Origin of the sequence: Paralteromonas sediminis (assembly GCF_003820355.1) — a bacterium.
GTDB classification, from domain to species: domain Bacteria; phylum Pseudomonadota; class Gammaproteobacteria; order Enterobacterales; family Alteromonadaceae; genus Alteromonas_F; species Alteromonas_F sediminis.
The window spans coordinates 1-24,491 of sequence record NZ_RPOK01000006.1 but is presented as its reverse complement, the minus strand read 5'-3'; the positions used below and the strand labels follow the sequence as shown (position 1 = coordinate 24,491).

The window sequence follows — 24,491 nt, the reverse complement described above, 5'->3', positions numbered from 1 at the left end:
ATGCAGGTAACACAACATTCAATTGACAAACTGGCCTGGGAAAAGATGTCAGGTCTATTACCTGCCATAGTGCAAAATGCGGTTAGCGGCAAAGTGCTCATGCAGGGTTATATGAATAAAGAGGCGTTATTGGCGACGCTGGACACAGGCCATGTGACCTTCTTCAGTCGCTCTAAAGCACGCATATGGACCAAGGGAGAGAGCAGTGGCAATACGCTCAATCTTCAGAGCGTAAGTGCCGACTGTGATCTGGATTCACTGCTTGTATTGGCAAACCCCGTGGGGCCTACATGTCATACAGGCGCCGAGAGCTGCTGGTTCGATGGTGAGCAGTCAGATATGACCTTTATTGCTGATCTCGAAACGCTCATTGCGGTGCGAAAAGGGGCTGACCCCGACTCCAGTTATACTGCATCACTGTATGCCAAAGGTATAAAACGTATTGCACAGAAAGTCGGCGAAGAAGGCGTAGAGACGGCCCTTGCGGCCACGGTTAAGGATATTGATGAGCTGAAAAATGAGGCCGCTGATTTACTTTACCATCTTACTGTGTTGTTGCAGGCAAGCGACCTAAATTTGTCTGATGTAGTATCTATCTTACGGGAAAGACACAAGTAATTGCACATTGTATGGGGTGTGGTGAGCCCTCACCGCACCCTATATAACGCTTCCCCAATAAAGCAACGTCAGGTTACCAATAGACAAGAACGCCAATGCAAAAAACGTCATAAGCATTCCCCACAACCGCTGCCACGACGGTCCGACATGATGACGTAAGCCAAACGCGTGTAAAATCCGTCCAAACAATAGTAATAATGCACTGACATGCAAAGGCCAGGTGTAAGCACTGTTTACTTCAAGACAAGCCAGTAATATGAGAGTAATGGGTACATATTCACTAAAGTTGCTGTGGGCGCGAATGAGTCTGTTAAGACTGCAATCACCACCATCGCCTAAACTGACTTTACCTTTTATTCGACCGTGTATCACTAGACCTGATAAATACAAATAACATAGGCCTAGGAGTCCAGCATAAAATGAGGTGATCATGAGGGACATAGCGCATCTCCCGTTATTTTTTCTTTACCGTATCAAAAAAGTCGCCACTAGGGCGACTTTTTTAAACAAGAATGACATTTGATATGTGGCTAGCTCAACAACGCGCCTAGCTGCTCACTGACCGCATCCACGGCTTGTGTACCGTCTAATTTGTGGTACTGGCAGCGATCTTCATCGGCTTCTGCCTGATAATAATCCACCAGCGGTTTGGTTTGTTCATGATAAATACCAAGGCGGTTTCTTACTGTTTCTTCCTTGTCGTCATCTCTGATGATAAGGGCTTCACCAGACTCGTCGTCTACATCGGCAACTTTTGGGGGGTTGTAAACAACATGGTAAACACGGCCCGACGCAGGGTGAACACGTCTCCCCCCCATACGTTCAACAATCACTTCATCGGGCACATCAAATTCGATCACATGGTCAATATCTATTGACGCCTCTTTCATTGCATCAGCCTGAGGTATGGTTCTTGGAAACCCGTCAAGCAGAAAACCATTTGCACAATCGTCTTGGGCAATGCGTTCTTTTACCAAACCAATGATGATGTCATCCGAAACCAACTGCCCCGCATCCATTACTTTTTTGGCTGCTAAGCCCATTTCAGTACCCGCTTTTATGGCGGAGCGAAGCATATCGCCCGTTGATATTTGTGGGATGCCAAACTTTTTCATTAGAAATTGCGCTTGAGTGCCTTTGCCTGCACCAGGAGCACCAAGAAGTATGATTCGCATGTAGGCGTTCTCCATTCTTTAAAAATTGTCTGACGGCACTTTACACACTCATATTCTTATAGGCAAGCTAATGGCACAACATACACGCAAGCTTACGACTAATGATGTAGATAATATGATCAACAATAAATAGAAGTCATAGCCTGAGAAATTAAGTAGGCGCTAAATGAAGCCAGTTGGGTAACACATTTCGCTCTCTTTTTGTTAAAAACACAAAGAGTTTGCCAATCTCACCACCTTGTAACCAATACGAAAAACATAACTCTTTGTTTTAAATAAAGTAAAACAATGGCACTCGATTTGCTTCCTGTATGGAAATTAATGAAAATATAGAAAAACCATTATGTACAAAAAAAGACTTGCAGCAGCCTCTTTATTTCTTTCACTATCGCTTTCAGGCTGCGTCATTCACATAAATGACAGTTCGGGGGTGTCTAGTATTCTTGGTAATGTTTCTGTTTCAGCGCATAAGTCTGTGGGTGATGTGAGCAGTGTTAATGGCAATGTTGAGCTTCTGGAATTTGTTTCTGCACAAGAAGTAGACACAGTGAATGGCAATATTGATATGGCTAATGATGTCAGTGTTTTTAGTATTGACGTTGTCAATGGCGACATTGTTGCTGGGGAAAGATTGAAAGTAGCGACTCATATTGAGTCGGTAAACGGCAATATTACTATTAACGACAGCAGCCGTATTGAGGGCAGCATCGACTCAGTCAATGGTGATATTCAGCTTACTAGCACTCAAATAGGCGAGCATGTTATTACTCAGAATGGAGACATTACCCTTCAGGGCAATACATTTGTTTCAGGTAATATTGTTTTCGAAAAAGCGCGCAGTAACCATCGCCATACACCAACACTCACCATCAAAAATGGTAGTAATGTAGGAGGTGATATTGTTCTATATCGCAAGGTAAAACTGGATATTGCAGACCCGGTTGTCAAAAACAAAGTGAAAAATCGCTGGGCTGAATAAAGCAAAAAAATTTGCTCAAAGAATGTCATCATGAAGATGACAAATCGTACTTATTGCACCACACTAACAGCATGCGTAGTTAATGTTGACAGTAAAAGGAACGCGGGTTCGTGAGCAAAATTACAGCAGCTGTTGGTCTGATGTTTTTGTGCTTGGGGTTGTGTACTTTTGTTAACACATCTCAGGCGGAGGATAGCCCCCCTATCGTAATTGGTATTGACGCTGATATGTCTGGTTCAGCGTCTGATGGTGGAAAAGCCATCTACCGAGGGGCGAAAATAGCCGTAGACGAAATTAATCGTAGTGGCGGCGTTCTCGGTCGCCCGCTTCGCCTTGAAATCAAGGACCACAGAGGTAACCCGGCCAGGGGCTTACGCAATCTAAAGGCGTTTTCTGAAACGGATAATCTTGTTGCTGTTCTAGGTGGTGTTCACACACCCGTTATTTTGCAAGAACTGGACTTCCTTCACCAACAATCCATGCTGATGCTGGTACCTTGGGCTGCGGGCACTGCAATTGTTGATAATGGCCACACACCCAATTTTGTCTTTCGCGCTTCAATAAGAGATTCAGAAGCAGCCACAATTATTCTCAATAGTATAAAAACCCGAGGGTTATCACGGGTCGCACTCATTCTGGAGCGAACAGGTTGGGGTCGTTCTAACCAAGCCTCTATGACTCAAATAGCAAAGCAACTAAATATCGAGATTGTGCATGTAAGCTGGATTAACTGGCGTCAAAAGACATTTGAGGATGAAATGCATTTAATTGCGCAGTCTGCACCTGATGCAGTGGTGTTAGTAACAAATGCACCTGAAGGCGCAGTAGCTGTTAGCGCCCTATTACAAAATAATGCAACGCGCTCTCTTCCCGTTGTTTCTCATTGGGGCATTGCCGCTGGCAGTTTCGTGGAGACGCTGGGCCTTCCAGCTCTTCAGTCGCTAGACTTACGCGTTTTACAAACCTTTCACTTTTCCAACGCTTCTGATCCCGTATTGGCTGAACGTGTGCTGGAAAGCTACCGAGCGCAGTTCGATGATGATGCTACCAGTCACAATATCCCCGGCGCGGTCGGATTAGCCCATGCCTATGACCTTGTACACATGTTGCGGCTAGCAATAATCAAGGCGCAGGCTATCGACGCTGATAGTGTCAGGCAGGGACTAAAGATGCTCACTGCTTACAAGGGGCTAGTGAAATCTTACAAAACGCCTTTCGCTGACGTTCAGGATGCGCTTTGGTCCCAAGACTATCTACTAACAGAATATAATCAGTCGGGCTTCTTGACACCGATTGTGGACAGTCCATGAGCGGGGAAGTTAGTCTACAACAATATTTACTAAAAACGGCTCTGCCACGACAAGCCACTATCCTGTTTGCGCTGTTTGTCCTCTTAGGTACCCTGTTTTACTTCTATTCCCAACCGCAAATTGAAGCACGACATCAACAGGATTTAGTACGACTGGATAAAGCACTTGAAGCAGGTTTGCAAGCAACGCTCAACCAAATGCGCAACCTTGCCGCCAATGATTTTGTGGTCAATAGCCTGGTTGACATGGACCAGCAACAATACTACCTCACACTGTTTTTCCAGTCTTTACGCATCAATAATGATGATACTGCGAGTATCGGTTTTTTTAACTTTGAAGGAGAGATCATTGCCTCAAAAAATGTGGCTCCTCTTAATCAGGTGCTCAACACAACTCACTGGAAAAAAGATGTGCTTGAGGCTGGCAGTGAACTGATTTTAATTAATGGGAAAGGGGTAACCTTAGCGGTACCTGTTTTCTTATCAGAAAACTTGGTTGAAGGTGCATTGATATTTTATTCGCCCTATGTCGGCAATCTAATCCGGTTTGAGCAAGGTACGACTAAGCAAGCAATTGTTGATAGTGAAGGCTATGTTCTTTTTGCAACTGAGAATGCAGATTTGACGATAGGCAAAAAGCTGGAAAGCGGAGTTCTAGAAGATAATATCAGTCGAATCAAAACCACTAATGACCTTCGATTAGTCAGCTTTGAATCTTATGCGCAAGCTTATACAGCCGTTGTTTACTTATTGCCATTTTTGTTACTGACCCTCTTCTTTGCCCTTGTATCCAACCTTTCAAGCACCCTGTCGGTTGCCAAAATGGGAGCAGAAACTCTATCACGTTTACAATTACGAATTAAAAGTGGTTTCGACGATAAACAAAATACTAACAGGTATGCCATAAAAGAGCTCATCAGTATAAATGAGGCATTTGAACATCTAAAAGACGAGGTCATGTCTCTGTCGTTAACCAATGACCGTGTTACTGGTGTAATAGATGCACTACTGGAATTGATGCTAGTAATTGACAATGACAACAAGTTGGTTTTGAGCAACCGTGCATGCCGAGAATTTATGCAAAATGCACATATCGAAGAGCAGTACCTTATTGATATTGCAGTTGAATTTTCAAATCTCAGTCAACAAGACAATGCTGATAAACTGGAAAAGTGTTATGCCTTGAACAGCCCTCAAGAAAGAAAGATTATTGAATGGTACGTCACGCCCCTTATTGATGAGAATGGCAAGACTCGGGGACAAGTGATAGTTGGCGAGGACGTCACAGTTCGCAAATCACTAGAGTCAGACTTATTACTCAAAACACAGGCTGTAGATCGCGCCAGCGCCTCAATCCTAATTTCTGATTTGACGAAAAAAGACGAACCCATTATTTATGTCAACAAGGCCTGTGAAACACTTACCGGTTATAGTGAGGACGAGTTCATTGGTAAAAACTGTCGCTTTTTACAGGGCCCAGAGACTAATCCCGAGGTAGTGCAAAATATTCGCAGCGCTATCAACAAACGTGAACCGGTTGACGTTACCTTGCTGAATTACAGAAAAGACGGCACTGAGTTCTACAATCACCTTTCTCTAACGCCAATTAAAAATGACGATGGTTCATGCACTCATTATCTCGGTATTCAACAAGACGTCACGGCGAGCACACAAGCTGCTCAATACTTACAGGACGCAAAAAACAAGGCAGAGGAATCTTCTCGCATGAAAGCGTCTTTTCTGGCCAATATGAGTCATGAAATTCGAACACCCATAAATGGGGTTTATGGTGTATTGCAACTTTTAGAGGCAACCAAGCTAAATGATAAACAAAGTGGTTTTGTGCAAATGGCGATACGCAGTACAAAGAGCCTTTTGCATATCGTGAATGACATTTTGGATTTATCAAAAATTGAAGCAGGAAAGCTCGACATCGAAAAAGTCTATTTTGTTCCTGAGCCCTTCTTTGAAGAAATCGGTGATACTTATGCTTTATTAGCCAAAGAGAAAGGCCTAGTGTTCGAATCTCATATCAGGTTACCTGTTGATACTTATGTCTGTGGTGACCCAACACGTATTCGTCAGGTTCTTGAGAATTTACTCAGTAATGCGATAAAATTTACTAGTTCAGGGCAAATTGAAGTGTACGTATCTCTATCAATGGATAGCGGTGATGGTGCCCTTATCTTTTCTGTAAAAGACACAGGGGTTGGTATTTCTGAAGAAAAAATACAGCATATATTCGACCATTTTTCTCAGGAAGACTTGTCAACAACCCGCCAATTTGGCGGAACAGGCTTAGGCCTAGCCATTACCAAACAGCTTTGCGAGCTCATGGGAGGCTCAGTTAAGACAGTGAGTCAAAAAGGTCAAGGTAGTGTCTTTGCTGTTACAATTCCTGTTCATATTGCTTCTAACCCGCAGGTCATAGCACAGTCGAGCAACCCTAAGGGCACTTCTTCAATCATCAATAAGGCAACCATTCATGTGCTTTTAGTTGAAGATAATGAAATTAACCAGACTGTTGCAAAGTCTCATCTTGATGGTTATCAAGTGACGGTGTGCGACAATGGCCAGGCTGCAATCGATATTCTCGCAACCAGTGGTTCACATTTTGATGTCGTTCTCATGGATTGCCAAATGCCGATTATGGATGGCTTTGAAGCAACCAAAAACATTCGCAATGGTTCGGCAGGAGACGCAGCAAGACAAATCCCCATTATCGCCCTTACAGCAAATGCCATGAAGGGCGACCGGGACTTGTGTGTCGCGGCAGGCATGGATGACTACATTAGCAAACCATTCGAGTCTTCTGAGCTGTTATCTGCAGTTAACAAATGGGCATCCATAAAGCGACAATGAGGTCCATTTATTGGTTGAAATGCTCCAGTTCTGATTCAAGTTGCTTAGCTTGGTCGGCTCGTGGTTTGACGAAACGCGCAAGCCAGTAATAGAGTACTGGGGTCAAAAATAGCGTAAATATTACAGCGATCCCAAGCCCACCAAATACTACCCAACCTATGGCATTTCTGGCCTCGGCCCCGGCGCCTGTTGACAATATTAGCGGTAACCCGCCCAAAAGGGTTGACATCAACGTCATCATTATAGGTCTTAAGCGCACTTTGCCAGCTTCTATGATCGCTTCTGAAACGCTGGCCCCTTTGTCTCTTAACTGATCGGCAAACTCCACCAGCAAAATTGCATTTTTAGCCAACAAACCAATCAACATAACAAGACCAATCTGTGAATAGATGTTAATTGAGGTTCCCGTAATGAACGCAGCGAATAGTGCTGCTGCGATACCAAAGGGCACAGTGAGCATCACCACAATGGCACTGTTAAAACTTTCAAATTGGGCGGCCAATACCAACAATACAATCAAGAAAGCAACCAGATACGTGATATTCACCTGTTGGTCGGTTTCCCTGAATGTCTTCGCCTCACCTAGAAAAACCAAACCATAACCATCGGGTAATGCGTCCTGGGCAAGCGTTCGAATAGTATCTACCGCCTGCTGCATACTGACACTGTCGGGTAGATCAACATCCACCTCGATGGCGCGCCGTTGGGCATGCCTTTCCAACTCAGCAGCAATGCCTTCTTCTGTGATATAAGCCAGGCTCGACAAGGGAACCAGATTCCCGTCTCTTGCTGATACATACAGGTTAGTCAGTTCTGATGGTGCGGCATTATTTTTATATGTCGATTGCAAGATAATAGGGATTGCCTGGTCTCCCACATATAAGTCGCCCAGATCATTACCGCCGATAGCGGCCCGAAGTGTCGCGTTTATATCGTTAAATGACACGCCCAACTCCTGCGCCTGGCGCCTGTCTATGTGCACACGCATTTGGGGCTGAGACGGTTGATAAGATATTCTCACGCGCCCGACGTCGGGAATTTCCTGCTCAACTAATGCGGAGAATTCTTGTGCCACATTGAACATGTCTGCGTAATTTTCACCGGTAATGGCAAATTCCATACCGCCCCCCTGCCCGCGCAGGTTGAGACTGTTCGAGCCAAATGCCCTACCCGGTGCACCGGGTATTGCTGCTAGTTCAGGCCGAACTTCGTCGATTATCTCCTGCTGCGATTTATTCCTCACTTCCCAGTCATTTAAGTTGATCGTCAGGAATACAATATTGGGATCCCACTGACCCACTACAGTATTAATAGTATCAATATTGCCGTCTGCCATATAAGGCAACAGAACATCTTCCATCTTTCTGGCTTGGCGATCCATAAATGAAATATCAACACCATCAGGCCCTCGTGCAAAGACCCTTACCACGCCGCGGTCTTCTGGGGGCAACAGCTCTTTCTCTATTTGATTGTAGAATTGGAAAGCGGTACCTGCGGCAACCACGCAAAGCAACAATACCAACCAGCCAAAACGAAGACACCAGCCCAACGCGCCCACATAGCCTTGATTAATAACATTGCCCAGCTTCTCCAGCGTCCCGCTATGGGCTGATGTTGATTTTATTTTGGCTTTCAATGCTGGTACCAAGGTTAATGCGACCAAAGATGAAATGATCACTGCAGCAGCTAACACCCCGCCAAATTCCCGGAATAGACGCCCTGCTGTCGAGGGTAAAAATGCAATAGGCAGAAAGACAGCTACCAAGACTGCGGTGGTCGCAACAACGGCAAAAAAGACTTCCCGCGTCCCAATAACCGCGGCGGCTTTCGCCCCCAATCCCATTCCTTTTCGCCTTTGAATGTTTTCCGATACGACAATTGCATCGTCAACGATTAATCCCGTGGCTAATACTAGTGCGAGCAGAGTGAGGATATTGATTGAAAACCCTAACATCCACATGCACGCCAACGCCCCAATGATAGAAACAGGAATTGATATTGCCGGAATTAATGTGGCCTTGAATGACCCTAAGAACAACCACAACGTTAAAATAACAAGCCCAATGGTAAACGACAGTGAGAGCAATACTTCATTGACTGAACTTCGTATAAAACGTGCATCATCAGCAGTTATCGTCATGTTCAAGTCGGGGAAACGTTTCCTGAGGTCGTCGATCATGCGCATTACCTCATTGGAAATTTCGATGGTATTCGACCCCGCCTGTCTGATTACACCAAGACTGATTACCGGTGTGCCATTAAGCCTGACAAAACTACGTGCATCAGCTGGCCCAAAGTAGACACTCGCCACATCGCCAACCCGGGTGTTTCCATCTATCAATATGTTTTTCACTTCTTCAGCAGTGACCGATGTGGCATCAGCCCGCACGATGACTTGTTGATCAGTTGAACGCAAACTACCAGCAGGCACATCAAATGGCGCGAGCCTCAATGCCGCTGCAACATCGCTAAACGATAAGCCAAAACTCACTAATCTTGCTGGGTCAACAGTGACGCGCAAGACTCGTTCTCTGTCACCATTGATTCTGACGTCAGCCACTCCAGGAATTGACAAGAATAAGGGGGCAATGTCGGTCTGAATCATTTCAGTAAGTTGTTCTGTTTCAACAGCACTGCTGGAAATAGCTAAATCAACCACAGTGCCAGCGTCATTGTCGGCTTTCACAATGGCGAGGCGTTCAACATCGCTTGGCAGGTCTCGTTGTATCGCACTTACTGCTTCGCGTGTTTCATTCGCGGCGTCTTCTAAATCAATGCCAGGACGAAACTCCACTACGATCCGTGAAAACCCTTCTTCACTTTGTGCTCTTATCGACGCTACGCCACTGACTCTGGCCGCTGCACCTTCTAGGCGACTGGTCACTTCAGTATCAACAGTTTCGGGGGCAGCCCCGGGGAAACTTGCTCGAATAGTCACAATGGGTCGGTCGACGTCGGGTAATTCTCTTACTTCTAAACCTAGAATCGCAGACATACCCGCAATAATGATAAGCAAGTTTATGACAACAATTAAAATGGGACGACGTATTGAAAGGGAGGGTAAATCGTTCATGCTCAACGCACCTGACTCATCATTGTTGATGTGCTAACCGCCTGACCAGCCCTTAACTGTTGAATCCCTTCAATAATTAAATTGTCTTGCTCTGAAATATTGCCTTCAACCAGAATGTAACCTCTGCGTCTTTGTTTGATAGTGACCGCTTCTCTGGCCGCTTTTTGCTCCCTTTCCACCCACACATGAGCACTGGTTGCGCCCCAACTGAGAGCCGCTTCGGGGATCATAGGATAAGATTCACCCTCAAGTGTCAGCGTCACTCTAAAACTTAACCCAGGCCTGAATAAATCTGCATCGTTGTCTAACAAAGCCCTCACTCGTATCGTGCGATCGTCGAGGTTGACCCTTGAATCCATTTCTTTGATCACTGCGTTGAGGCTAATATCGCGGTTATTCCATGGCTGTAACTCAACAGGATTATCAATTTCTAGCATGGATAACGCCGATTCTGGTGCATCAAAATTAACAAAAAGCGTTTGCCTGTCATCCAGAGTGGTGATGAGTGTATTGGTGTCAATTCTATCGCCAGGCTCAACATTAGTTAATCCGACTATTCCGTCGAAAGGAGCCACAACGCGTCTATCTTCAAGGTTAGCGATCGCTTCTTCCAATGCAACCAGAGCCAAATCGCGCTGTGTAAGCGCATCGTCTAGCTGACTTTGTGTTACAGCGTCTTTTTTAAGACTATTTTTTACACGCTTTAGGGTGCGCTCTTTGTCAGCCAATTCTATTTCTGCCCGCTTGACGGCAATTTCCTGTCTTCTTGCATCTAATGCCACTAACACGTCACCTTTTGAAACACGTTGACCGGGTGTAAAATAAACCTGCTCGACGCGATCGCCAACAGCGGCATAAAGAGACACCGACCGAAATGCTTCTGCACTTCCCACTGTCTCAATGGATAAGGTAATTGGACTAAATGTTAATGGCTGAACAACAACATTAGCAGGACGTTCGTTTCCACGCGACTGGCCTTGTGCCAGAGCTGAATACATTCCCACCGCCACTAGCAGGCAATAAATCAATGGTCTCAAAGGGGATACTCCATCTGTAACGCTAGCGTTTTTTACTGTATAGCTGCGTTGACAGATCAGCAATTCACCTAGCAATCTGTACTATTTGTCTCAGATTTAACGCAATAATGTGCTCAGAATTCTCACCTGGTTGGTATACTGCACCGGAACACAATCGGCAACCTAGAGTTAGACAAAAAATGAGCGCAGGCAAAATTATATTACTGATTATTCTGGTATTGGGTATTGGCTATTATTTTTACAAATCCAAAGTACAACGTGATGCTGCAAGTACAAATCTTGCGATCAGCTACGCCTTTTTAACTGAAAATAAATTAAAACCTGACGTAAAAACTACCGATTCAGGGTTACAGTACAAAATACTCGAAGAGAGCGGCAATACCGAGAAGCCCAAGGCGACAGACGTCGTGCTTGTGCATTATCATGGTACCTTGTTAAATGGCGAGGTATTTGATAGTTCCGTACAGCGCGGAGAACCCATTAGTTTCCCGCTAAACAGAGTGATAAAAGGATGGACTGAAGGACTCCAGTTAATGTCACCCGGTGATAAATTCCGATTTTTTATCCCTGCTGATCTTGCCTATGGCAATCGCGGTGCAGGCAAGATTGAACCGGGTTCAGCGCTAATATTCGACGTTGAGCTTATTCAAATCAACCCGTAATTGTCTACTTGGTACTTGTATTTGACTAACTCTTGGGGAACTTGCCACTAAAGCATCTTAAAGTGAAAACCTTTCTCTCAAAAAGCGGGCAACCCCCTCTTCGTGGTGGTGCCCAATAACAGCACTGGCTGCTGATTTGATTCGGTCGTTGGCATTGGCTGGTGCGTAACATTCATCCGACAAGGCAAACATACTCAGGTCATTATCGCTATCACCAAAACAAATCACATTGCTCGCGCCAAGTTGGGTTTTAAGGTAATCAACTGCGCTACCTTTGTTTGCCTTTTTATGGTGAATATCAATCCAGCTAAATGCCTTGCCCTCCATAGTATAGCCCGAGTAGGCCATCAAGCTGTCTGCAAGCCCTATTTCCTGATGAACACGCTGAATAGCCTGTGTCTCGCCAATCATACTGATATTCGTGACATGATATTCGGGTGTCAGTGCCGCCAGGGGTAGGATCTCAACATCTGCTTTACAGAAAAAATTATCCAATAAATCGCGCTCAATACTGTGGGCAAGGTTACCGTGGAAAATCGCATGATAATGAGTGAGATTATCCAGTAATACCGTATTTATAAATGGCGCCAAACCATGCTTTAGCGCACATTCAACAGTATAGGTTACTTCTTTGTTATCAAGCTGATTATCGACCTTAAGAGCATTATTTCTTGGGTCCCACATGGTAACGCCATTGCTGTAGATATGAGGTAGCTCAAAACCATGATCTCCAATAACTCGCCTTGCCGAAAGCATCGTTCGGCCAGTCGCCACAGTATGGGCGATACCTTGTTCCCTCAGAAGGTTGAGTGTTTCGACTGTGTAGGCGCTCAACTCTGAAGATTCGTTTAAAAGCGTACCATCTAAATCAAAAACGATTAGTTCCATCGTATTCCACTGCGTATTGTGATTTTCTTAATTTGTACGCATAGTCTAATGCTAAAGGGCCTCTACTGACTCACTATTTCAGCAAGTGTTGTCAACATTTTGTCCAACTTATAGGGCTTTTCCAGTACACCAGCAACCCCCATATTAAGCAGGTCTCCCATTGAAGCATTACTGTCGTAGCCAGAGCTGATAATGACGTTTATCGCTGGATTCAGCGCTTTTAACTTTTTAAACGCATCATCACCGTTTAGCACAGGCATCATCAAATCCAGTATAACTACATCGATTTCCTTGCCCTGCTGTGCGTACATATCTACGGCCTCTTGACCATTAGTTGCCAGCAAGACTTGATAGCCATTTGCAGTTAATACATCATGACACAGTTCTCTGATAAGCGGTTCGTCATCAACGACCAATACTGTCCTGTTTGTAACTGTTGTACCTATCTCAGATGTTTTCTGCACCGTTTTATTGTTCACCTGCTCCTGTTTTCTGACAGCGGGAAAATACAAAGTAAACACAGTTCCTTTATCGACTTTGCTTTGAACAAAAATATAGCCTGAGTGGTGTTTAACTGCACCGTATACAGACGCCAGTCCCATACCAGTGCCTTTTCCTGGCAGCTTTGTAGAAAAGAAGGGGTCAAAAATCTTTGAAATGGTCGATTCATCAATACCTTCGCCATTATCCCTAAATGTCACTTTCACATATTCGTCGGCGGTTAAGTCGTCAGCTTCTTTCAGTTGCTCGTCGTCTTCGGCTAGCACATCTTGGGTTGATATTTGCAGAATACCACCATCATTCATGGCATCTGCCGCATTGATCGCCAAATTTAAAAAGGCACTTTGCAAGTGTGACTTGTCACCTTGAACAATCGGATTTGTGGCGTCAAGCGCCTGCTCAACTGTGATTCGCTTATCGACGGCATGCAACAATAGATCAACTGTTTCATGTAATTCTTCATGAATATCTACCGGTTCTTTTATCAATTTTTGTTTGCGTGAAAACGTGAGCAATTGCTTGGTGAGGGTACTGGACCGTTCTGCCGATGATATGATTTTTGATAGATATTTTTGTCCTTTTTCACTAACTATTTCATTTGCCAATAACTCTGTATAGCCCAATATGCTCGCCAATTGATTGTTAAAATCATGGGCAACACCGCCGGCAAGCTGTCCAATTGCATCCATTTTTTCTCTGTGTTGCAACTGCTCTTGTACTTCTTTTTGCTCAGTAATATCTGCAGATACTACCGTTAGGTAATCCAATGCTTTATTGTCGTCTTTAAACACAGGGATTATAGTGTGAAATAACCACACCTCTGTGCCCATGCTGTCGCAGGTTATCGATTCAAAGCTGGTTCGTTGTTTAGTTTGTTTGACCCACTCGAGCTTTTCCTGCATCTGTGCTTTTGCATCCGTTGGAAAAAAGCTAAATGGGTAAGGTTTGCCAAACCATGAATCATCTTGTGGTAAAGATAACATGTTAAAACCATTGGCATTCATGAAGCGCAAGTTGAAATCTAGATCAACAATCTTATGACAAACAGGCGAATAATCGAGTAATGCCCGATTCCGTTTCTCTAGATGGCGTATCTTCTCGTCAGCTTGATGTTGTGCAGTGACATCTAGGTTCGTTCCCAACATACGCAACGGACGGCCAGATTCATCACGCATGACAATTGCGCTGGCTTTTACAATACGAACATCATCAGTAGGTCTAATTATTCTGAATTTAATGTCATACGGCTTTATATCGTTAAGCGCATCTTGTAAGGCTCGTGTCGCACTGGCTTTGTCTTCAGGATGTAATGCACTTTCCCAGAGTTCTACAGTGTTCGTTTTGGTAGAAGGTTGCAAACCATAGATGTTGAACATTTGCTCATCCCAAAACAATTCGTCTGAGACGATATCCCAATCCCAGATCCCTACTTGACCAGCTTTAATCGACGTCGTTAGCCTAAGATTACTGCTCTCAAGTTTATTTTTTTGCTGGGCAAGTTCATCGAGTAAAGATTTCGTCTGAGTGATGTCATAACAAGAGCCAATGTACCCTTTAAATTCTCCATTATTATCATAATAAGGCGCGCCGTCGTCTTGAATCCAGCCGTATTCGCCATTGGCTTTTTGCAGGCGATACTCCATAGAAAATGGCTGTCTGGCATCAAACGCCTGTTCGTAAATCTGCACACACCTGTCATAGTCGTCAGCATGTACCCCTTCAGCCCAGCCGAACCCAAATTCTTGTTCTAATGTTCTTCCACGGTATTGGAGCCAAGCATTGTTAAAATAGATACATTGTTTTTCTTTATCTGACAGCCAAACAAGGACAGATGATGCTTCAGCGATAGCCAGACCTAAGTCTGCAGAGACAGAGTGGTTCAATTTCATTTGGAATTCTCAACGCACACATCCATAAACCTAAGCGCCCAAAATTGCGACAAACGGGCACTTTAAATAAGCATAGCAGAGAGATTAAAGAAGCGCTGACGTTCTAAATAGATTTTATTACTGAAAAGGTATATCAGTTTTTCCTAGTTCCCGTTTTACGGCAATACGCTGGTTTTTGCCAAACAAAATCTTAATTTGATTGAGTGTTTCCTTTGCCAGGATCCGTCTTTCATTCCCAGCCCATAAACCATGATAAACCCGTTTAATCACCCCGTTGGTATCTGGTGAGCGCGCTACAAGCTGTTTCGCCATTGCCTGTGCGTCATCAAGTGGCGTGTTTGAAACCTGTGAAATCAACCCAATTTTTTCTGCTTGTTGAGCAGAAATAGATTCAGCAGTCATGGCTAAACGCATAGCGTGATCGCCAGATACACAAGCTAACAATCCCGGTGTTCCGCCCATATCAGGAATAAGGCCCCACCGGGCTTCCATGATCGCTAACTGACAATCCGGCGACGCGATGCGGTAGTCACTGCCTAGTGCGATTTGCATACCACCACCCCAACAGTTTCCGTGTAGAACAGCGATCACTGGAACATTAAGTCGCCGCCACCCTATACTTACGCGCTGGGCTAAATTTGCGTTTCCAGGTAGCCATTTCCATAGCAGCTTTAAGGCATTTGCAGGTTTCGTTAGCACACCTTGCACATCCAAACCCGAACAAAAGCTAGGACCTTCTCCAGATAGTATGACTACTCTGATAGCAGGATCTTTTTTTATTTGCCTAATAACCTTATCAATAGCAAAAAACATCTCCATGTTGAGCGCGTTATGCTTTTCTGGCCGGTTCAATTTCACGTGCGCAATCCCGTCGGTGTCTGTGTGTAGCGTGACGATTTGGGTTGTCATAAACAAGGTTTCTTGACTACTGGTCTTACCAATTTAACAGCAACTTAGGGTTTCAGACAAGCTTCGCAGATCAAAGTATCAATAAAAAAGCCCGCACAAAGTGACGGGCTTTCAAGGATAATTTATGTGATGGATTACTTCACTAAGGTCATCAACAACCCGTTTAGGTTTTTTACGAATTGAGCGGGATCTTTTAGGCTGCCCTGTTCTGAAAGTGCAGCTTGGTCAAACAACACTTCTGACCATTTCTTAAAGGTGTCTTCGTCCTGCAAATCAGCTAAAGTTTTAATCAATGCATGCTCTGGATTTAACTCAAAGTGATACTTAACGTCTGGCACAGGTTGCCCTGCCGCTTGCATTAACTTCATCATTTGCGTTGTCATGCCATTGTTATCAGCCACTATAACTGCAGGCGAATCTGTTAATCTGTGCGTAAATTTAACATCGATGACTTTATCGCCAAGCGCCTCTTTTACCCGAGCTTCAACACCTTCGACTTGCTTCTTCGCCTCTTCCTGCGCTTTTTTCGTGTCCTCGTCATCTAGCTCACTCAAGTCAATATCTGCACTGGCGATTGACTGGAATGATTTCTCTTCAAACTCGGTAAGGTGTGACATTAGCCATTCATCAATGCGCTCACCCATCAGCAGCACTTCAATACCTTTCTTCTTAAAGATTTCCAGGTGAGGGCTGTTTTTGGCAGCTTCGTAACTGTCTGCAGTCACGTAATAAATTTTGTCCTGTCCCTCATTCATTCGAGAAATATAGTCAGCCAGTGACACCGTTTGCGCGTCGCCGTCATTGTGTGTTGAAGCAAAACGCAATAGGCCAGCAATTTTGTCTTTGTTGGCAAAATCTTCGGCAGGGCCTTCTTTTAATACATTACCAAACTCAGTCCAAAACGACTGGTATTTGTCTGTATCATTTTTGGCCATGCGTTCAAGCATCTGCAGAACACGTTTGGTACAGCCTGTACGAAGAGACTGGGTTACCTTGTTGTCCTGGAGAATTTCGCGTGAAACATTTAGCGGCAAGTCATTAGAGTCAAGTAACCCTTTGACAAAGCGCAGATAGGTTGGCATGAACTGCTCAGCATCATCCATAATGAAAACCCGCTGAACATAAAGCTTTAACCCGTGTTTCTGATCGCGATTCCACAAATCAAACGGTGCTTTACTCGGAATGTACAACAAACTGGTGTATTCGTTTTTGCCTTCTACACGGTTGTGAGACCACATAAGAGGATCGGCAAAGTCGTGAGATACATGTTTGTAGAACTCTTTGTACTCGTCGTCAGATACATCAGATTTATCACGGGTCCACAATGCTGTTGCTTTGTTTACGGTTTCCCATTCACCTGGTTGGGCTGGCGTTTTCTCACCGTCAGGTCCTTCTGATTCGGGGATCTCATCCTTCCACATCCTTACCGGAATACTAATATGGTCAGAGTATTTACCAATGATTGAACGCAACTTCCAGGCATCCAAAAACTCTTTCTCATCATCGCGTAAATGCAATGTGATTTCGGTACCGCGTTGTGTTTTTTCAATTTCACCTAAAGAAAATTCACCTTCGCCTTCAGACTCCCACAATACGCCCTGACTTGCTTCTGAGCCTGCAGCTCTGGTTTTCACGGTCACTTTGTCTGCAACAATAAACGCAGAGTAAAAGCCAACACCAAATTGACCAATCAACTGAGAATCTTTTGCCTGATCCCCCGACAGCTTACTAAAAAAGTCTTTGGTACCTGACTTTGCGATTGTGCCGAGGTTTTCAATTACCTCGTCGCGAGTCATACCAATGCCGTTGTCTACAATGGTAATTGTGCCCGCGTCTTGATCAGTACTAATCTTAACGTGAAGTTCCCCATCATTTTCATACAGGGCATTGTTTTCGAGGGCTTTGAAGCGAAGTTTATCCGCCGCGTCTGCAGCATTGGACACCAGCTCACGCAGAAAAATTTCTTTGTTTGAATATAATGAGTGGATCATCAACTGAAGCAATTGCTTCACTTCAGTCTGAAAACCGTGTTTTTCTGTCTGTACGGCTTCGGCCATAACGCAGTACTCCTAATCACTATTGACTCTATGTGCTAGGAAGTAAGGGCAGCGCGTCAAAATTCAAGCGCTGCCTACCAAATTTATAGTGTTTTTCTCCCTGAAAAGGCATGCATGAGCGTATTGCCGTCTATATATTCTAATTCACCACCTACTGGCACACCGTGGGCGATGCGACTAGCGGCAACATTATGCTTCTGGCATAACTGAGAAATATAGTGTGCGGTTGCTTCGCCTTCTACCGTAGGATTAGTAGCTAGAATCACTTCCTGTAGCTTGCCATTTGCGAGCCGCGCTTCCAGCTCATCCAGCCCTAAGTCTTCAGGGCCTATACCGTCTATGGGAGAAAGGTGCCCCATCAGGACAAAATAGGTGCCCTCAAAAGACGCCGTTTGTTCAATCGCAACAACATCTTGCGGGCTTTCTACTATGCACAGAACACCGCTATCCACTCGCCTTGTGTTGGCACAGATTGCACATATTTCATCTTCGGTAAATGTGCGACACATTCTACAATGTTTAATGTGCTCCATTGCGTCGTGGAGTGCATGACTTAATGCCATTGCTCCCTCGCGATTGCGCTCTAACATTTGAAACGCTATACGTGTCGCGCCCTTTTTACCAATGCCAGGTAAGTAGGTGAGCGTTTCAATCAATCTACTTAGTAATGGGCTGAACTGCATGATTAAAATGGCATCTTGAAACCTGGAGGCATTGCCATACCACCGGTCACTTCTGACATTTTTTCTTTGCTGGTTTCCTGAACTCGACGCGCGGCATCATTGATGGCAGCGGCAACCAAATCTTCAACCATTTCTTTATCATCATCCATTAAGCTTTCATCAATTTCTACGCGACGAACATTGTGGTTACAAGTCATGATAACTTTTACCATACCTGCGCCTGCCTCGCCGGTAACTTCTAAGTTCGCGAGCTCTGCCTGCGTCTTTTCCATACGCTCCTGCATTTGCTGCGCTTGCTTCATGATATTTCCCATGCCGCCTTTAAACATAATATTTTCTCTCTACTTTCAATTGAATTAACGGGGTTTGATCGATGCCTCGTCAGCATGCGCCTCAAACGTAGTCATAAGGGTTTGGATATCTGAGTTGCTACTCACGATATGCTTTGCATGAGCCTCACGCATCTCATTCACCTGTTGTTGAATAATATAGGGGGTTTGTTGTGGTTTTCCTATAGCTACGTCAATACTGATGTCTTTTCCCAATACACCTGTTAGCTCACTGCGTATTTGCGACACCGCAGCATCATTTAACAGGTGAGCCTGTGACTCGTCCATCAGTAGCGTAATTTGATTTTCTTTTCGGTTGTAGTCTGAGTGCAAAGCTATCTGCTTGGTTAAACCACTGAGGCCGGTCGCCTCAATAAGACTCGCCCAGTGGTCAATTTGCTTGGCATGGACGAGTTTTTCACCATTGTCGAGGTAGGCGCGTAATTCTGAAACTACCGCCACTTCTACAAGGTCAGCTTCAGAGTTACGTTCACAGTTTTCATCGGCTACTTCTTCAGTAACTCGTTCATCGTCAATGTCAGGCTCTGATAAATCAGGTGAAAACATTGTATTGATCACAGGCTCATCCGCGGGCTCGGTGATCCACGGAGGCGGAACGTCATTGTGCTGAGCAGACTCAGACTTTTTTGCTTTTTGCGCGCCCTCCTCAGACGAGCGCTCAGCGTTAAGCTTTTCTTTTAACGCCAGTAAAGCTTGTGTTTTTGCCAATGTGTTAGGCGCTTCTGCGGGACTTTCAGGAGAAGCCTCTGCGTCTAAGCTATCATGTCGTTGCGCTTCGAGCATAGATTGCTCACTGTGCATAGCGGCAACATCATGGTCGTCATAATTAGGCGGTGGATTGAGGTCGTCCGCCCCGTCGCTCGTCTGCGTAGTTTCGACATTAATGTCATGCGCCTGCGATGCGTCTTTGATAGGCGAAGTAACGTGATCCTGAGGATTACGTATAACATTGTAAGTATCAATATTACTTGTATCAGGCGCAAAATGCGTCATTCGCATCACTGTCATTTGCAGACAAGTATTACCGTCGACAGAAAAAGGCAGCTCCTTTTTACCCTCTAAAACAAACTTATACAGTAATTGTACATGTTCCGGCGTCAGCTTTTTTGCTAATGCGTATATGGCTCTCGCACTGGTTGTCTCAAGCTTGCAAGATTCGGGGTTCCACTGTGTCAGTGCGACCTGATGTAACAAGCTACTCAGTTCTCCAAGCACTTGCGTGTAATCAGGAGCCTGCTCTGAAATAGCCTGGATATAAGCTTGAATACCGTCTTTATCCCCACTAACCACGGCATTTAATAGTTTCAGTAGAATTTGCTTATCCATCAGCCCAAGCATGTCAGAAACCACTGCGGCCTTAATACTATTATTCCCTTGTGCCACTGCCTGATCAGTAAGACTCAGTGCATCACGCATACTGCCGTTTGCTGCCCGTGCTAGTAGCTCTATACCCTGAGGTTCAGCGTCTATATTCTCATGATTAAGTACCCGCGTAAGCTGGTCAGTAATTTGTTCCCGAGAAAGCGCCTTTAAATTGAATTGAAGGCAGCGCGACAATATGGTGATAGGTAACTTTTGTGGGTCGGTTGTGGCCAATAAGAACTTAACGTGTGGAGGAGGTTCTTCCAGTGTTTTGAGCAAAGCATTGAAACTGTGCTTTGACAACATGTGCACTTCGTCAATGAGATAAACCTTAAACCGACCTCGTGTTGGCTTATACTGCACATTGTCTAACAGCTCTCTAGTGTCTTCGACTTTGGTGCGCGATGCTGCGTCTATCTCAAGCAAATCGACGTAGTTGCCTTGTTCGATAGAAACACATGTATCACACTTGCCGCATGGGTCAGCTGACTGCCCCACATCACAATTTAAGCTTTTTGAGAAAATACGCGCAATGGTGGTTTTTCCCACACCACGCGTTCCTGTGAACAAATATGCATGGTGCAAACGGTCATTGTTCAATGCATGCGTAATTGCCGACACAACATGATGCTGCCCTACTAATTCGGCAAACCGCTGAGGTCGCCACTTACGTGCAAGAACCTGATAACTCATAGGACCTAATTAATCACCTTCGAATTCACAAATAGCAAAGGGTGTAATACCGTTATCTCTCAGACGAGCTGCTCCGCCTAAATCTGGAAGGTCAATAATAAACCCTGCGTGCTCTACCACACCACCTAGGTTGCGGATCAGGTTCGCAGTGGCTGAAATTGTCCCACCGGTTGCCAGTAAATCGTCTATCAAAAGCACCTTGTCGCCTTTATCTATGGCATCTTTATGTACTTCCAAGGTGTCAGTACCGTACTCTAACTGATAGCTCTCACTGATCACTGCTCTGGGCAACTTGTTTGGTTTGCGCACCGGGATAAAACCCACCCCCATCTGAATGGCAAGTGGTGCACCAAATAAGAACCCACGTGCCTCTGTACCGGCTATCTTATCAAAACCCATATTGCCGTATTGACTTAATAGAATATCAATAGTGCTGCTGAAAGCCTTGTGATCCTCCAATACACTGGTGACATCGCGAAACATGATCCCTGGTTTGGGATAATCAGGTACAGTTTTTACAACTGATTTTATATAATCCGAAGACACTAACTCGTCCTTGCTTACTGACTAATAACGAACGTATACCAACCAAGAACAATGTGCATTAATGGCAATGCAAGTAATGTTACGACGGCTGCGAGAAAATACCATACATTGTACACTTCTTTGAATTCGGAATTATCTGCCATATTGAGCTCCAAAGGTAACCATTTAAAACAAACCCGAATGGTAATAGAAAGCCCGTCAGAATAACAGGATTTAAGAGAATTGCATGAAAAGAAGGTGGGCTTAACCCACCTCAATCAAAGAGTAATGTACTATTTCTTTTTAAATAACAGAGTCATTCTATCCGACTCCCCTATCGCATCTACAGCAGCCTTTTTTTCTGTATCTTCTCTGGTCTGGAAATACGTCGGCGGTAAACGCCAGACCAAATCAGTATCCGCGGGTTGATCTTTAGGATTTGCATTAATTTCAGACGAATTTACTAATGTAAACCCTGCTTTTTCGAAAACGTCTATAACGAAAGACTGTTTAAGGTAGCCACGATCACCAGACGCACTTTCTTCAGTGGCCGATTCAGGAATACGATGTTGAACAACCCCGACCATGCCACCTTTCTTCAGCAATTTATGTGTTGATGCCAGCGCCTCAGTTAACTTTCCGGCCTCAGATTCAAAGCGACTGAGATTGTGTAACGCCCGAATAAACAAGACACGATCGGCTGTACCTGCAAGCTCATCAGGCACATCAGCAAACGTAAACCCTCTCGCAGAAATGCCATTATTGGTCAACTCTGCGACTTTTGTAGGAAATGCATTAGTACTTGCGATTCTTTCTTTGATGCCTTCTTCCGTAAAAAATCCAAACCGCGCCCACATATCGTCAGCATAATTTACCCCGTAAATGGTCCCGGATTCACCTAAGTAGTTAACGATAATCTTGCTATACCACCCACCACCAGGAAGTGCTTCTGCAACTGTCATACCTGGAGTTACCTTAAAAAATGCCAAAGTTTCAGCTGGGTGCCTAAATTTATCGCGCGCTTTATCATCAGCACTTCGTGATTCAACAACCTGTTTCAAAGCGTTTTTATCGACTTGCATGTCATGATGACCAGCATACGAAGAAAGAGTTATTGCTAATAAGGTAGAACCGAGTACAACACTTAGGTGACGCATAAGCATAGTTTTGTCCTGTGTAGGTTTACAATGTTCTAACGAACAGTACCAGAGATGTAAATAAAAATAGACACTTTGAGACGACCGGACTTTTTTAAGGGACTATTTAACAGAAAGAGGATGTGAACGGATGTATGTCATTATTGGAAACGATGAACTATGCTACGTCCCAAACTTGCAGTGCTATGACTTAATGACGCTTAAAAAAAGGACAGTGACATGATTAAACGGATCAAAGGCGAAAATAACAAGGCTTTATCATTACATTTTGCTCGTTCACTGTGTGTGTTTTTGTTGGCTTATGGTGGAACAGCCTACGCAAACTTGGCTTCCGACAAACCCGTTTCATTATCTTCAAACAAAAAAGAAAAAGCTTTTGACAATATAACCTTCTACACTAAAGAAGAACTCGCAACACGCAAACTCCAAAAGCTAGCACAACCGATAACCAGAGTCGAACCAACCTACCCTAAAGAAGCAAAGGCGAAAGGCATAGAGGGCTGGGTCATTCTTGAATTTAGCCGAGCGATGGACGGTACGGTAAAAAATATTCGAATCTTAGATGCTTATCCTAAAGGCGTTTTTGATGATTCCGCTAAAGACGCTTTGGAACAGTGGAAATATGCCCCGCAACCCTTATCTGATCTTACAACAACCGTTGAGTTAACATTTTCACTTTGAACGAAAAAAAGGGCAGTGTAAATAACACTGCCCCTTTTTCTTTATGCAGAGCGTTCACTCTGCAACCATGTTGAACTGGTTGTTGTCAGTTCTCTTACAAACGCTCTTGAAGTTCAGCAGCGATTGGACTTGAATCTAGGCCTTGCTCAGCAATCCAGGCACTCAATGTTTTGCCGTCTTGCTCTGGGTTGCCTAAGGCTTTGCTGGGCATTTTCTTAACCATCAAGGTGCCAGTTTCTACCGCGTTGCTCAATAGCGCTGTGCGGATAAGGCTTTGACCGTTACACGTAATACCGTCGTAGTAGTCGCGTAATTTCAGTTTGTAGTCAGACTGTACTGTACGCATTTTCTTGCGAAGCTCACCTTTGTCATCAGCTTGTACAATGGTACAGATGTTAGCAAGGGCCTCGTTAATGTCTGCTTGTGCAGGCATAGCGAATCCAACAGTAGCGGCGGTAACGATTAGTGAAGCTTTAACTATTTTCAACATGGTTAAGTCCTCTGTAGTAGTTAATTAAGTTAAATTTGGTAACGCGGTGTGCGTTGTCGTTGGATGTATTAAAGCGCACAGAGGTGACTAAAAAAACAGCAGAGGTAATACTTAGGTATGTGGGATGATAACTAATAAGACGCCCGTAGCCGGCAGGGACAATGCCCTACGCTCACAAGAGGAAACCCTGTATACGCGTAGCCAGAAAGTAAAAAACCCCGGCCATAAGACCGGGGTTCTTCGAATAGGAGCCTGGCGATGTGCTACTCTCACATGGGGAAACCCCACACTACCATCGCCGCTAACGTGTTTCACTTCTGAGTTCGGAATGGATTCAGGTGGTACCACGTCGCTATTGTCGCCAGACATAAACTTTTTCAATCCCCTTTGGGGAGTAATAACAATTTAGGAAAGTCTGATACCGTGCTCAATCTTTGAGTAACGCTACTCTATATTTTGATCCAATCTTTTTGATTAGCTTGTCAGCATACAAAGCCATTTAGGCGTTGTATGGTTAAGCCTCTCGGGCAATTAGTACAGGTTAGCTTAACGCCTTACAACGCGTCCACACCCTGCCTATCAACGTCTTAG

At 44.5% G+C, this 24,491-nt stretch carries 21 protein-coding genes and 1 rRNA gene; 6 read left to right on the top strand and 16 right to left on the bottom strand.

All coding sequences use genetic code 11. The annotated features are described in order from the left end of the window. Positions 1-618: a bifunctional phosphoribosyl-AMP cyclohydrolase/phosphoribosyl-ATP diphosphatase HisIE gene (gene hisIE / locus DRW07_RS16445; RefSeq protein WP_124029046.1), complete on the top strand. Its 618-nt coding sequence runs from the start codon at positions 1-3 to the stop codon at positions 616-618. 39 nt (positions 619-657) lie between these two features. On the opposite strand, the gene DRW07_RS16440 is transcribed toward hisIE, so the two are convergent. Further along, positions 658-1,059 carry an MAPEG family protein gene (locus DRW07_RS16440; protein WP_124029045.1) on the bottom strand — a complete coding sequence of 134 codons (402 nt, stop codon included), beginning with the start codon at positions 1,057-1,059 and terminating at the stop codon, positions 658-660. Between the two features lie 89 nt (positions 1,060-1,148). Then, positions 1,149-1,793, bottom strand: a complete 645-nt coding sequence (adk, locus tag DRW07_RS16435) for an adenylate kinase (RefSeq protein ID WP_124029044.1) — start codon at positions 1,791-1,793, stop codon at positions 1,149-1,151. Positions 1,794-2,136: 343 nt separating this feature from the next. Here adk and DRW07_RS16430 point away from each other — a divergent pair, with 343 nt between their 5' ends. The 3 genes from DRW07_RS16430 to DRW07_RS16420 all read left to right on the top strand — a co-directional run bounded on the left by DRW07_RS16430 (position 2,137) and on the right by DRW07_RS16420 (position 6,943). Next, a complete protein-coding gene (locus tag DRW07_RS16430; RefSeq protein WP_124029043.1) occupies positions 2,137-2,772 on the top strand; it encodes a hypothetical protein in 636 nt (211 codons plus the stop codon). A gap of 110 nt (positions 2,773-2,882) precedes the next feature. Next, positions 2,883-4,082 (top strand): ABC transporter substrate-binding protein, encoded by a 1,200-nt coding sequence (locus DRW07_RS16425; RefSeq protein ID WP_124029042.1) that lies wholly within the window; start codon positions 2,883-2,885, stop codon positions 4,080-4,082. Next, positions 4,079-6,943, top strand: coding sequence for a hybrid sensor histidine kinase/response regulator (locus tag DRW07_RS16420; RefSeq protein ID WP_124029041.1), 2,865 nt, complete (start codon positions 4,079-4,081; stop codon positions 6,941-6,943). Before DRW07_RS16425 ends, DRW07_RS16420 begins: the two co-directional genes overlap by 4 nt. 7 nt (positions 6,944-6,950) lie before the next feature. Here DRW07_RS16420 and DRW07_RS16415 read toward each other — a convergent pair whose 3' ends face one another. Both DRW07_RS16415 and DRW07_RS16410 read right to left on the bottom strand, forming a co-directional pair. Next, on the bottom strand, positions 6,951-10,016 hold the full coding sequence (locus DRW07_RS16415; protein ID WP_124029040.1) for an efflux RND transporter permease subunit: 3,066 nt from the start codon (positions 10,014-10,016) through the stop codon (positions 6,951-6,953). 2 nt (positions 10,017-10,018) lie between these two features. Further along, entirely contained in the window at positions 10,019-11,053 is a 1,035-nt protein-coding gene (locus DRW07_RS16410; RefSeq protein WP_240630694.1) for an efflux RND transporter periplasmic adaptor subunit, read from the bottom strand. Between the two features lie 179 nt (positions 11,054-11,232). On the opposite strand from DRW07_RS16410, the gene DRW07_RS16405 reads away from it, so the two are divergent. Then, on the top strand, positions 11,233-11,715 hold the full coding sequence (locus DRW07_RS16405; RefSeq protein WP_124029039.1) for a BamJ family beta-barrel-assembly machinery protein: 483 nt from the start codon (positions 11,233-11,235) through the stop codon (positions 11,713-11,715). A 57-nt stretch (positions 11,716-11,772) separates the two neighbouring features. Here DRW07_RS16405 and DRW07_RS16400 read toward each other — a convergent pair whose 3' ends face one another. The 10 genes from DRW07_RS16400 to DRW07_RS16360 all read right to left on the bottom strand — a co-directional run bounded on the left by DRW07_RS16400 (position 11,773) and on the right by DRW07_RS16360 (position 22,735). Continuing rightward, the gene (locus tag DRW07_RS16400) at positions 11,773-12,603 is read right to left on the bottom strand and encodes an HAD family hydrolase (protein WP_124029038.1); all 831 of its coding nucleotides are present in this window, start codon (positions 12,601-12,603) and stop codon (positions 11,773-11,775) included. Positions 12,604-12,665: 62 nt separating this feature from the next. After that, positions 12,666-14,993 carry a PAS domain-containing protein gene (locus DRW07_RS16395; protein ID WP_124029037.1) on the bottom strand — a complete coding sequence of 776 codons (2,328 nt, stop codon included), beginning with the start codon at positions 14,991-14,993 and terminating at the stop codon, positions 12,666-12,668. 117 nt (positions 14,994-15,110) lie between these two features. Beyond that, positions 15,111-15,902, bottom strand: coding sequence for a crotonase/enoyl-CoA hydratase family protein (locus DRW07_RS16390; protein WP_124029036.1), 792 nt, complete (start codon positions 15,900-15,902; stop codon positions 15,111-15,113). A gap of 134 nt (positions 15,903-16,036) precedes the next feature. Continuing rightward, positions 16,037-17,959, bottom strand: coding sequence for a molecular chaperone HtpG (gene htpG, locus DRW07_RS16385; RefSeq protein ID WP_124029035.1), 1,923 nt, complete (start codon positions 17,957-17,959; stop codon positions 16,037-16,039). Between the two features lie 83 nt (positions 17,960-18,042). Beyond that, entirely contained in the window at positions 18,043-18,642 is a 600-nt protein-coding gene (gene recR / locus DRW07_RS16380; RefSeq protein WP_124029034.1) for a recombination mediator RecR, read from the bottom strand. Between the two features lie 2 nt (positions 18,643-18,644). Further along, the gene (locus DRW07_RS16375; RefSeq protein ID WP_124029033.1) at positions 18,645-18,971 is read right to left on the bottom strand and encodes a YbaB/EbfC family nucleoid-associated protein; all 327 of its coding nucleotides are present in this window, start codon (positions 18,969-18,971) and stop codon (positions 18,645-18,647) included. A 27-nt stretch (positions 18,972-18,998) separates the two neighbouring features. Continuing rightward, positions 18,999-21,047 carry a DNA polymerase III subunit gamma/tau gene (dnaX, locus tag DRW07_RS16370; protein ID WP_124029032.1) on the bottom strand — a complete coding sequence of 683 codons (2,049 nt, stop codon included), beginning with the start codon at positions 21,045-21,047 and terminating at the stop codon, positions 18,999-19,001. A gap of 9 nt (positions 21,048-21,056) precedes the next feature. Continuing rightward, positions 21,057-21,593 carry an adenine phosphoribosyltransferase gene (gene apt, locus DRW07_RS16365; protein WP_124029031.1) on the bottom strand — a complete coding sequence of 179 codons (537 nt, stop codon included), beginning with the start codon at positions 21,591-21,593 and terminating at the stop codon, positions 21,057-21,059. Positions 21,594-21,607: 14 nt separating this feature from the next. Beyond that, positions 21,608-21,736: a hypothetical protein gene (locus DRW07_RS18555; protein ID WP_276310724.1), complete on the bottom strand. Its 129-nt coding sequence runs from the start codon at positions 21,734-21,736 to the stop codon at positions 21,608-21,610. A gap of 129 nt (positions 21,737-21,865) precedes the next feature. After that, positions 21,866-22,735, bottom strand: a complete 870-nt coding sequence (locus tag DRW07_RS16360) for a class I SAM-dependent methyltransferase (RefSeq protein ID WP_124029030.1) — start codon at positions 22,733-22,735, stop codon at positions 21,866-21,868. 213 nt (positions 22,736-22,948) lie between these two features. On the opposite strand from DRW07_RS16360, the gene DRW07_RS16355 reads away from it, so the two are divergent. Beyond that, entirely contained in the window at positions 22,949-23,410 is a 462-nt protein-coding gene (locus DRW07_RS16355; RefSeq protein ID WP_124029029.1) for an energy transducer TonB, read from the top strand. A 94-nt stretch (positions 23,411-23,504) separates the two neighbouring features. On the opposite strand, the gene DRW07_RS16350 is transcribed toward DRW07_RS16355, so the two are convergent. Both DRW07_RS16350 and rrf read right to left on the bottom strand, forming a co-directional pair. Next, positions 23,505-23,900 (bottom strand): DUF3718 domain-containing protein, encoded by a 396-nt coding sequence (locus DRW07_RS16350; RefSeq protein WP_124029028.1) that lies wholly within the window; start codon positions 23,898-23,900, stop codon positions 23,505-23,507. A gap of 250 nt (positions 23,901-24,150) precedes the next feature. Beyond that, a 5S ribosomal RNA gene (rrf, locus tag DRW07_RS16345) occupies positions 24,151-24,266 on the bottom strand. Between the last annotated feature and the right edge of the window lie 225 nt (positions 24,267-24,491).

Excerpts from the sequence above, each read along its gene's own strand:
- DRW07_RS16355 (WP_124029029.1), top strand. The coding sequence starts at position 22,949 with ATGATTAAACGGATCAAAGGCGAAAATAACAAGGCTTTATCATTACAT.
- DRW07_RS16430 (WP_124029043.1), top strand. The coding sequence starts at position 2,137 with ATGTACAAAAAAAGACTTGCAGCAGCCTCTTTATTTCTTTCACTATCG.
- DRW07_RS16400 (WP_124029038.1), bottom strand. The coding sequence starts at position 12,603 with ATGGAACTAATCGTTTTTGATTTAGATGGTACGCTTTTAAACGAATCT.
- htpG (WP_124029035.1), bottom strand. The coding sequence starts at position 17,959 with ATGGCCGAAGCCGTACAGACAGAAAAACACGGTTTTCAGACTGAAGTG.
- DRW07_RS16420 (WP_124029041.1), top strand. The coding sequence starts at position 4,079 with ATGAGCGGGGAAGTTAGTCTACAACAATATTTACTAAAAACGGCTCTG.
- DRW07_RS18555 (WP_276310724.1), bottom strand. The coding sequence starts at position 21,736 with ATGGCAGATAATTCCGAATTCAAAGAAGTGTACAATGTATGGTATTTT.
- DRW07_RS16360 (WP_124029030.1), bottom strand. The coding sequence starts at position 22,735 with ATGCTTATGCGTCACCTAAGTGTTGTACTCGGTTCTACCTTATTAGCA.
- DRW07_RS16390 (WP_124029036.1), bottom strand. The coding sequence starts at position 15,902 with ATGACAACCCAAATCGTCACGCTACACACAGACACCGACGGGATTGCG.
- DRW07_RS16350 (WP_124029028.1), bottom strand. The coding sequence starts at position 23,900 with ATGTTGAAAATAGTTAAAGCTTCACTAATCGTTACCGCCGCTACTGTT.
- DRW07_RS16395 (WP_124029037.1), bottom strand. The coding sequence starts at position 14,993 with ATGAAATTGAACCACTCTGTCTCTGCAGACTTAGGTCTGGCTATCGCT.
- adk (WP_124029044.1), bottom strand. The coding sequence starts at position 1,793 with ATGCGAATCATACTTCTTGGTGCTCCTGGTGCAGGCAAAGGCACTCAA.
- dnaX (WP_124029032.1), bottom strand. The coding sequence starts at position 21,047 with ATGAGTTATCAGGTTCTTGCACGTAAGTGGCGACCTCAGCGGTTTGCC.
- DRW07_RS16405 (WP_124029039.1), top strand. The coding sequence starts at position 11,233 with ATGAGCGCAGGCAAAATTATATTACTGATTATTCTGGTATTGGGTATT.
- hisIE (WP_124029046.1), top strand. The coding sequence starts at position 1 with ATGCAGGTAACACAACATTCAATTGACAAACTGGCCTGGGAAAAGATG.
- DRW07_RS16415 (WP_124029040.1), bottom strand. The coding sequence starts at position 10,016 with ATGAACGATTTACCCTCCCTTTCAATACGTCGTCCCATTTTAATTGTT.
- recR (WP_124029034.1), bottom strand. The coding sequence starts at position 18,642 with ATGCAGTTCAGCCCATTACTAAGTAGATTGATTGAAACGCTCACCTAC.
- DRW07_RS16440 (WP_124029045.1), bottom strand. The coding sequence starts at position 1,059 with ATGTCCCTCATGATCACCTCATTTTATGCTGGACTCCTAGGCCTATGT.
- DRW07_RS16375 (WP_124029033.1), bottom strand. The coding sequence starts at position 18,971 with ATGTTTAAAGGCGGCATGGGAAATATCATGAAGCAAGCGCAGCAAATG.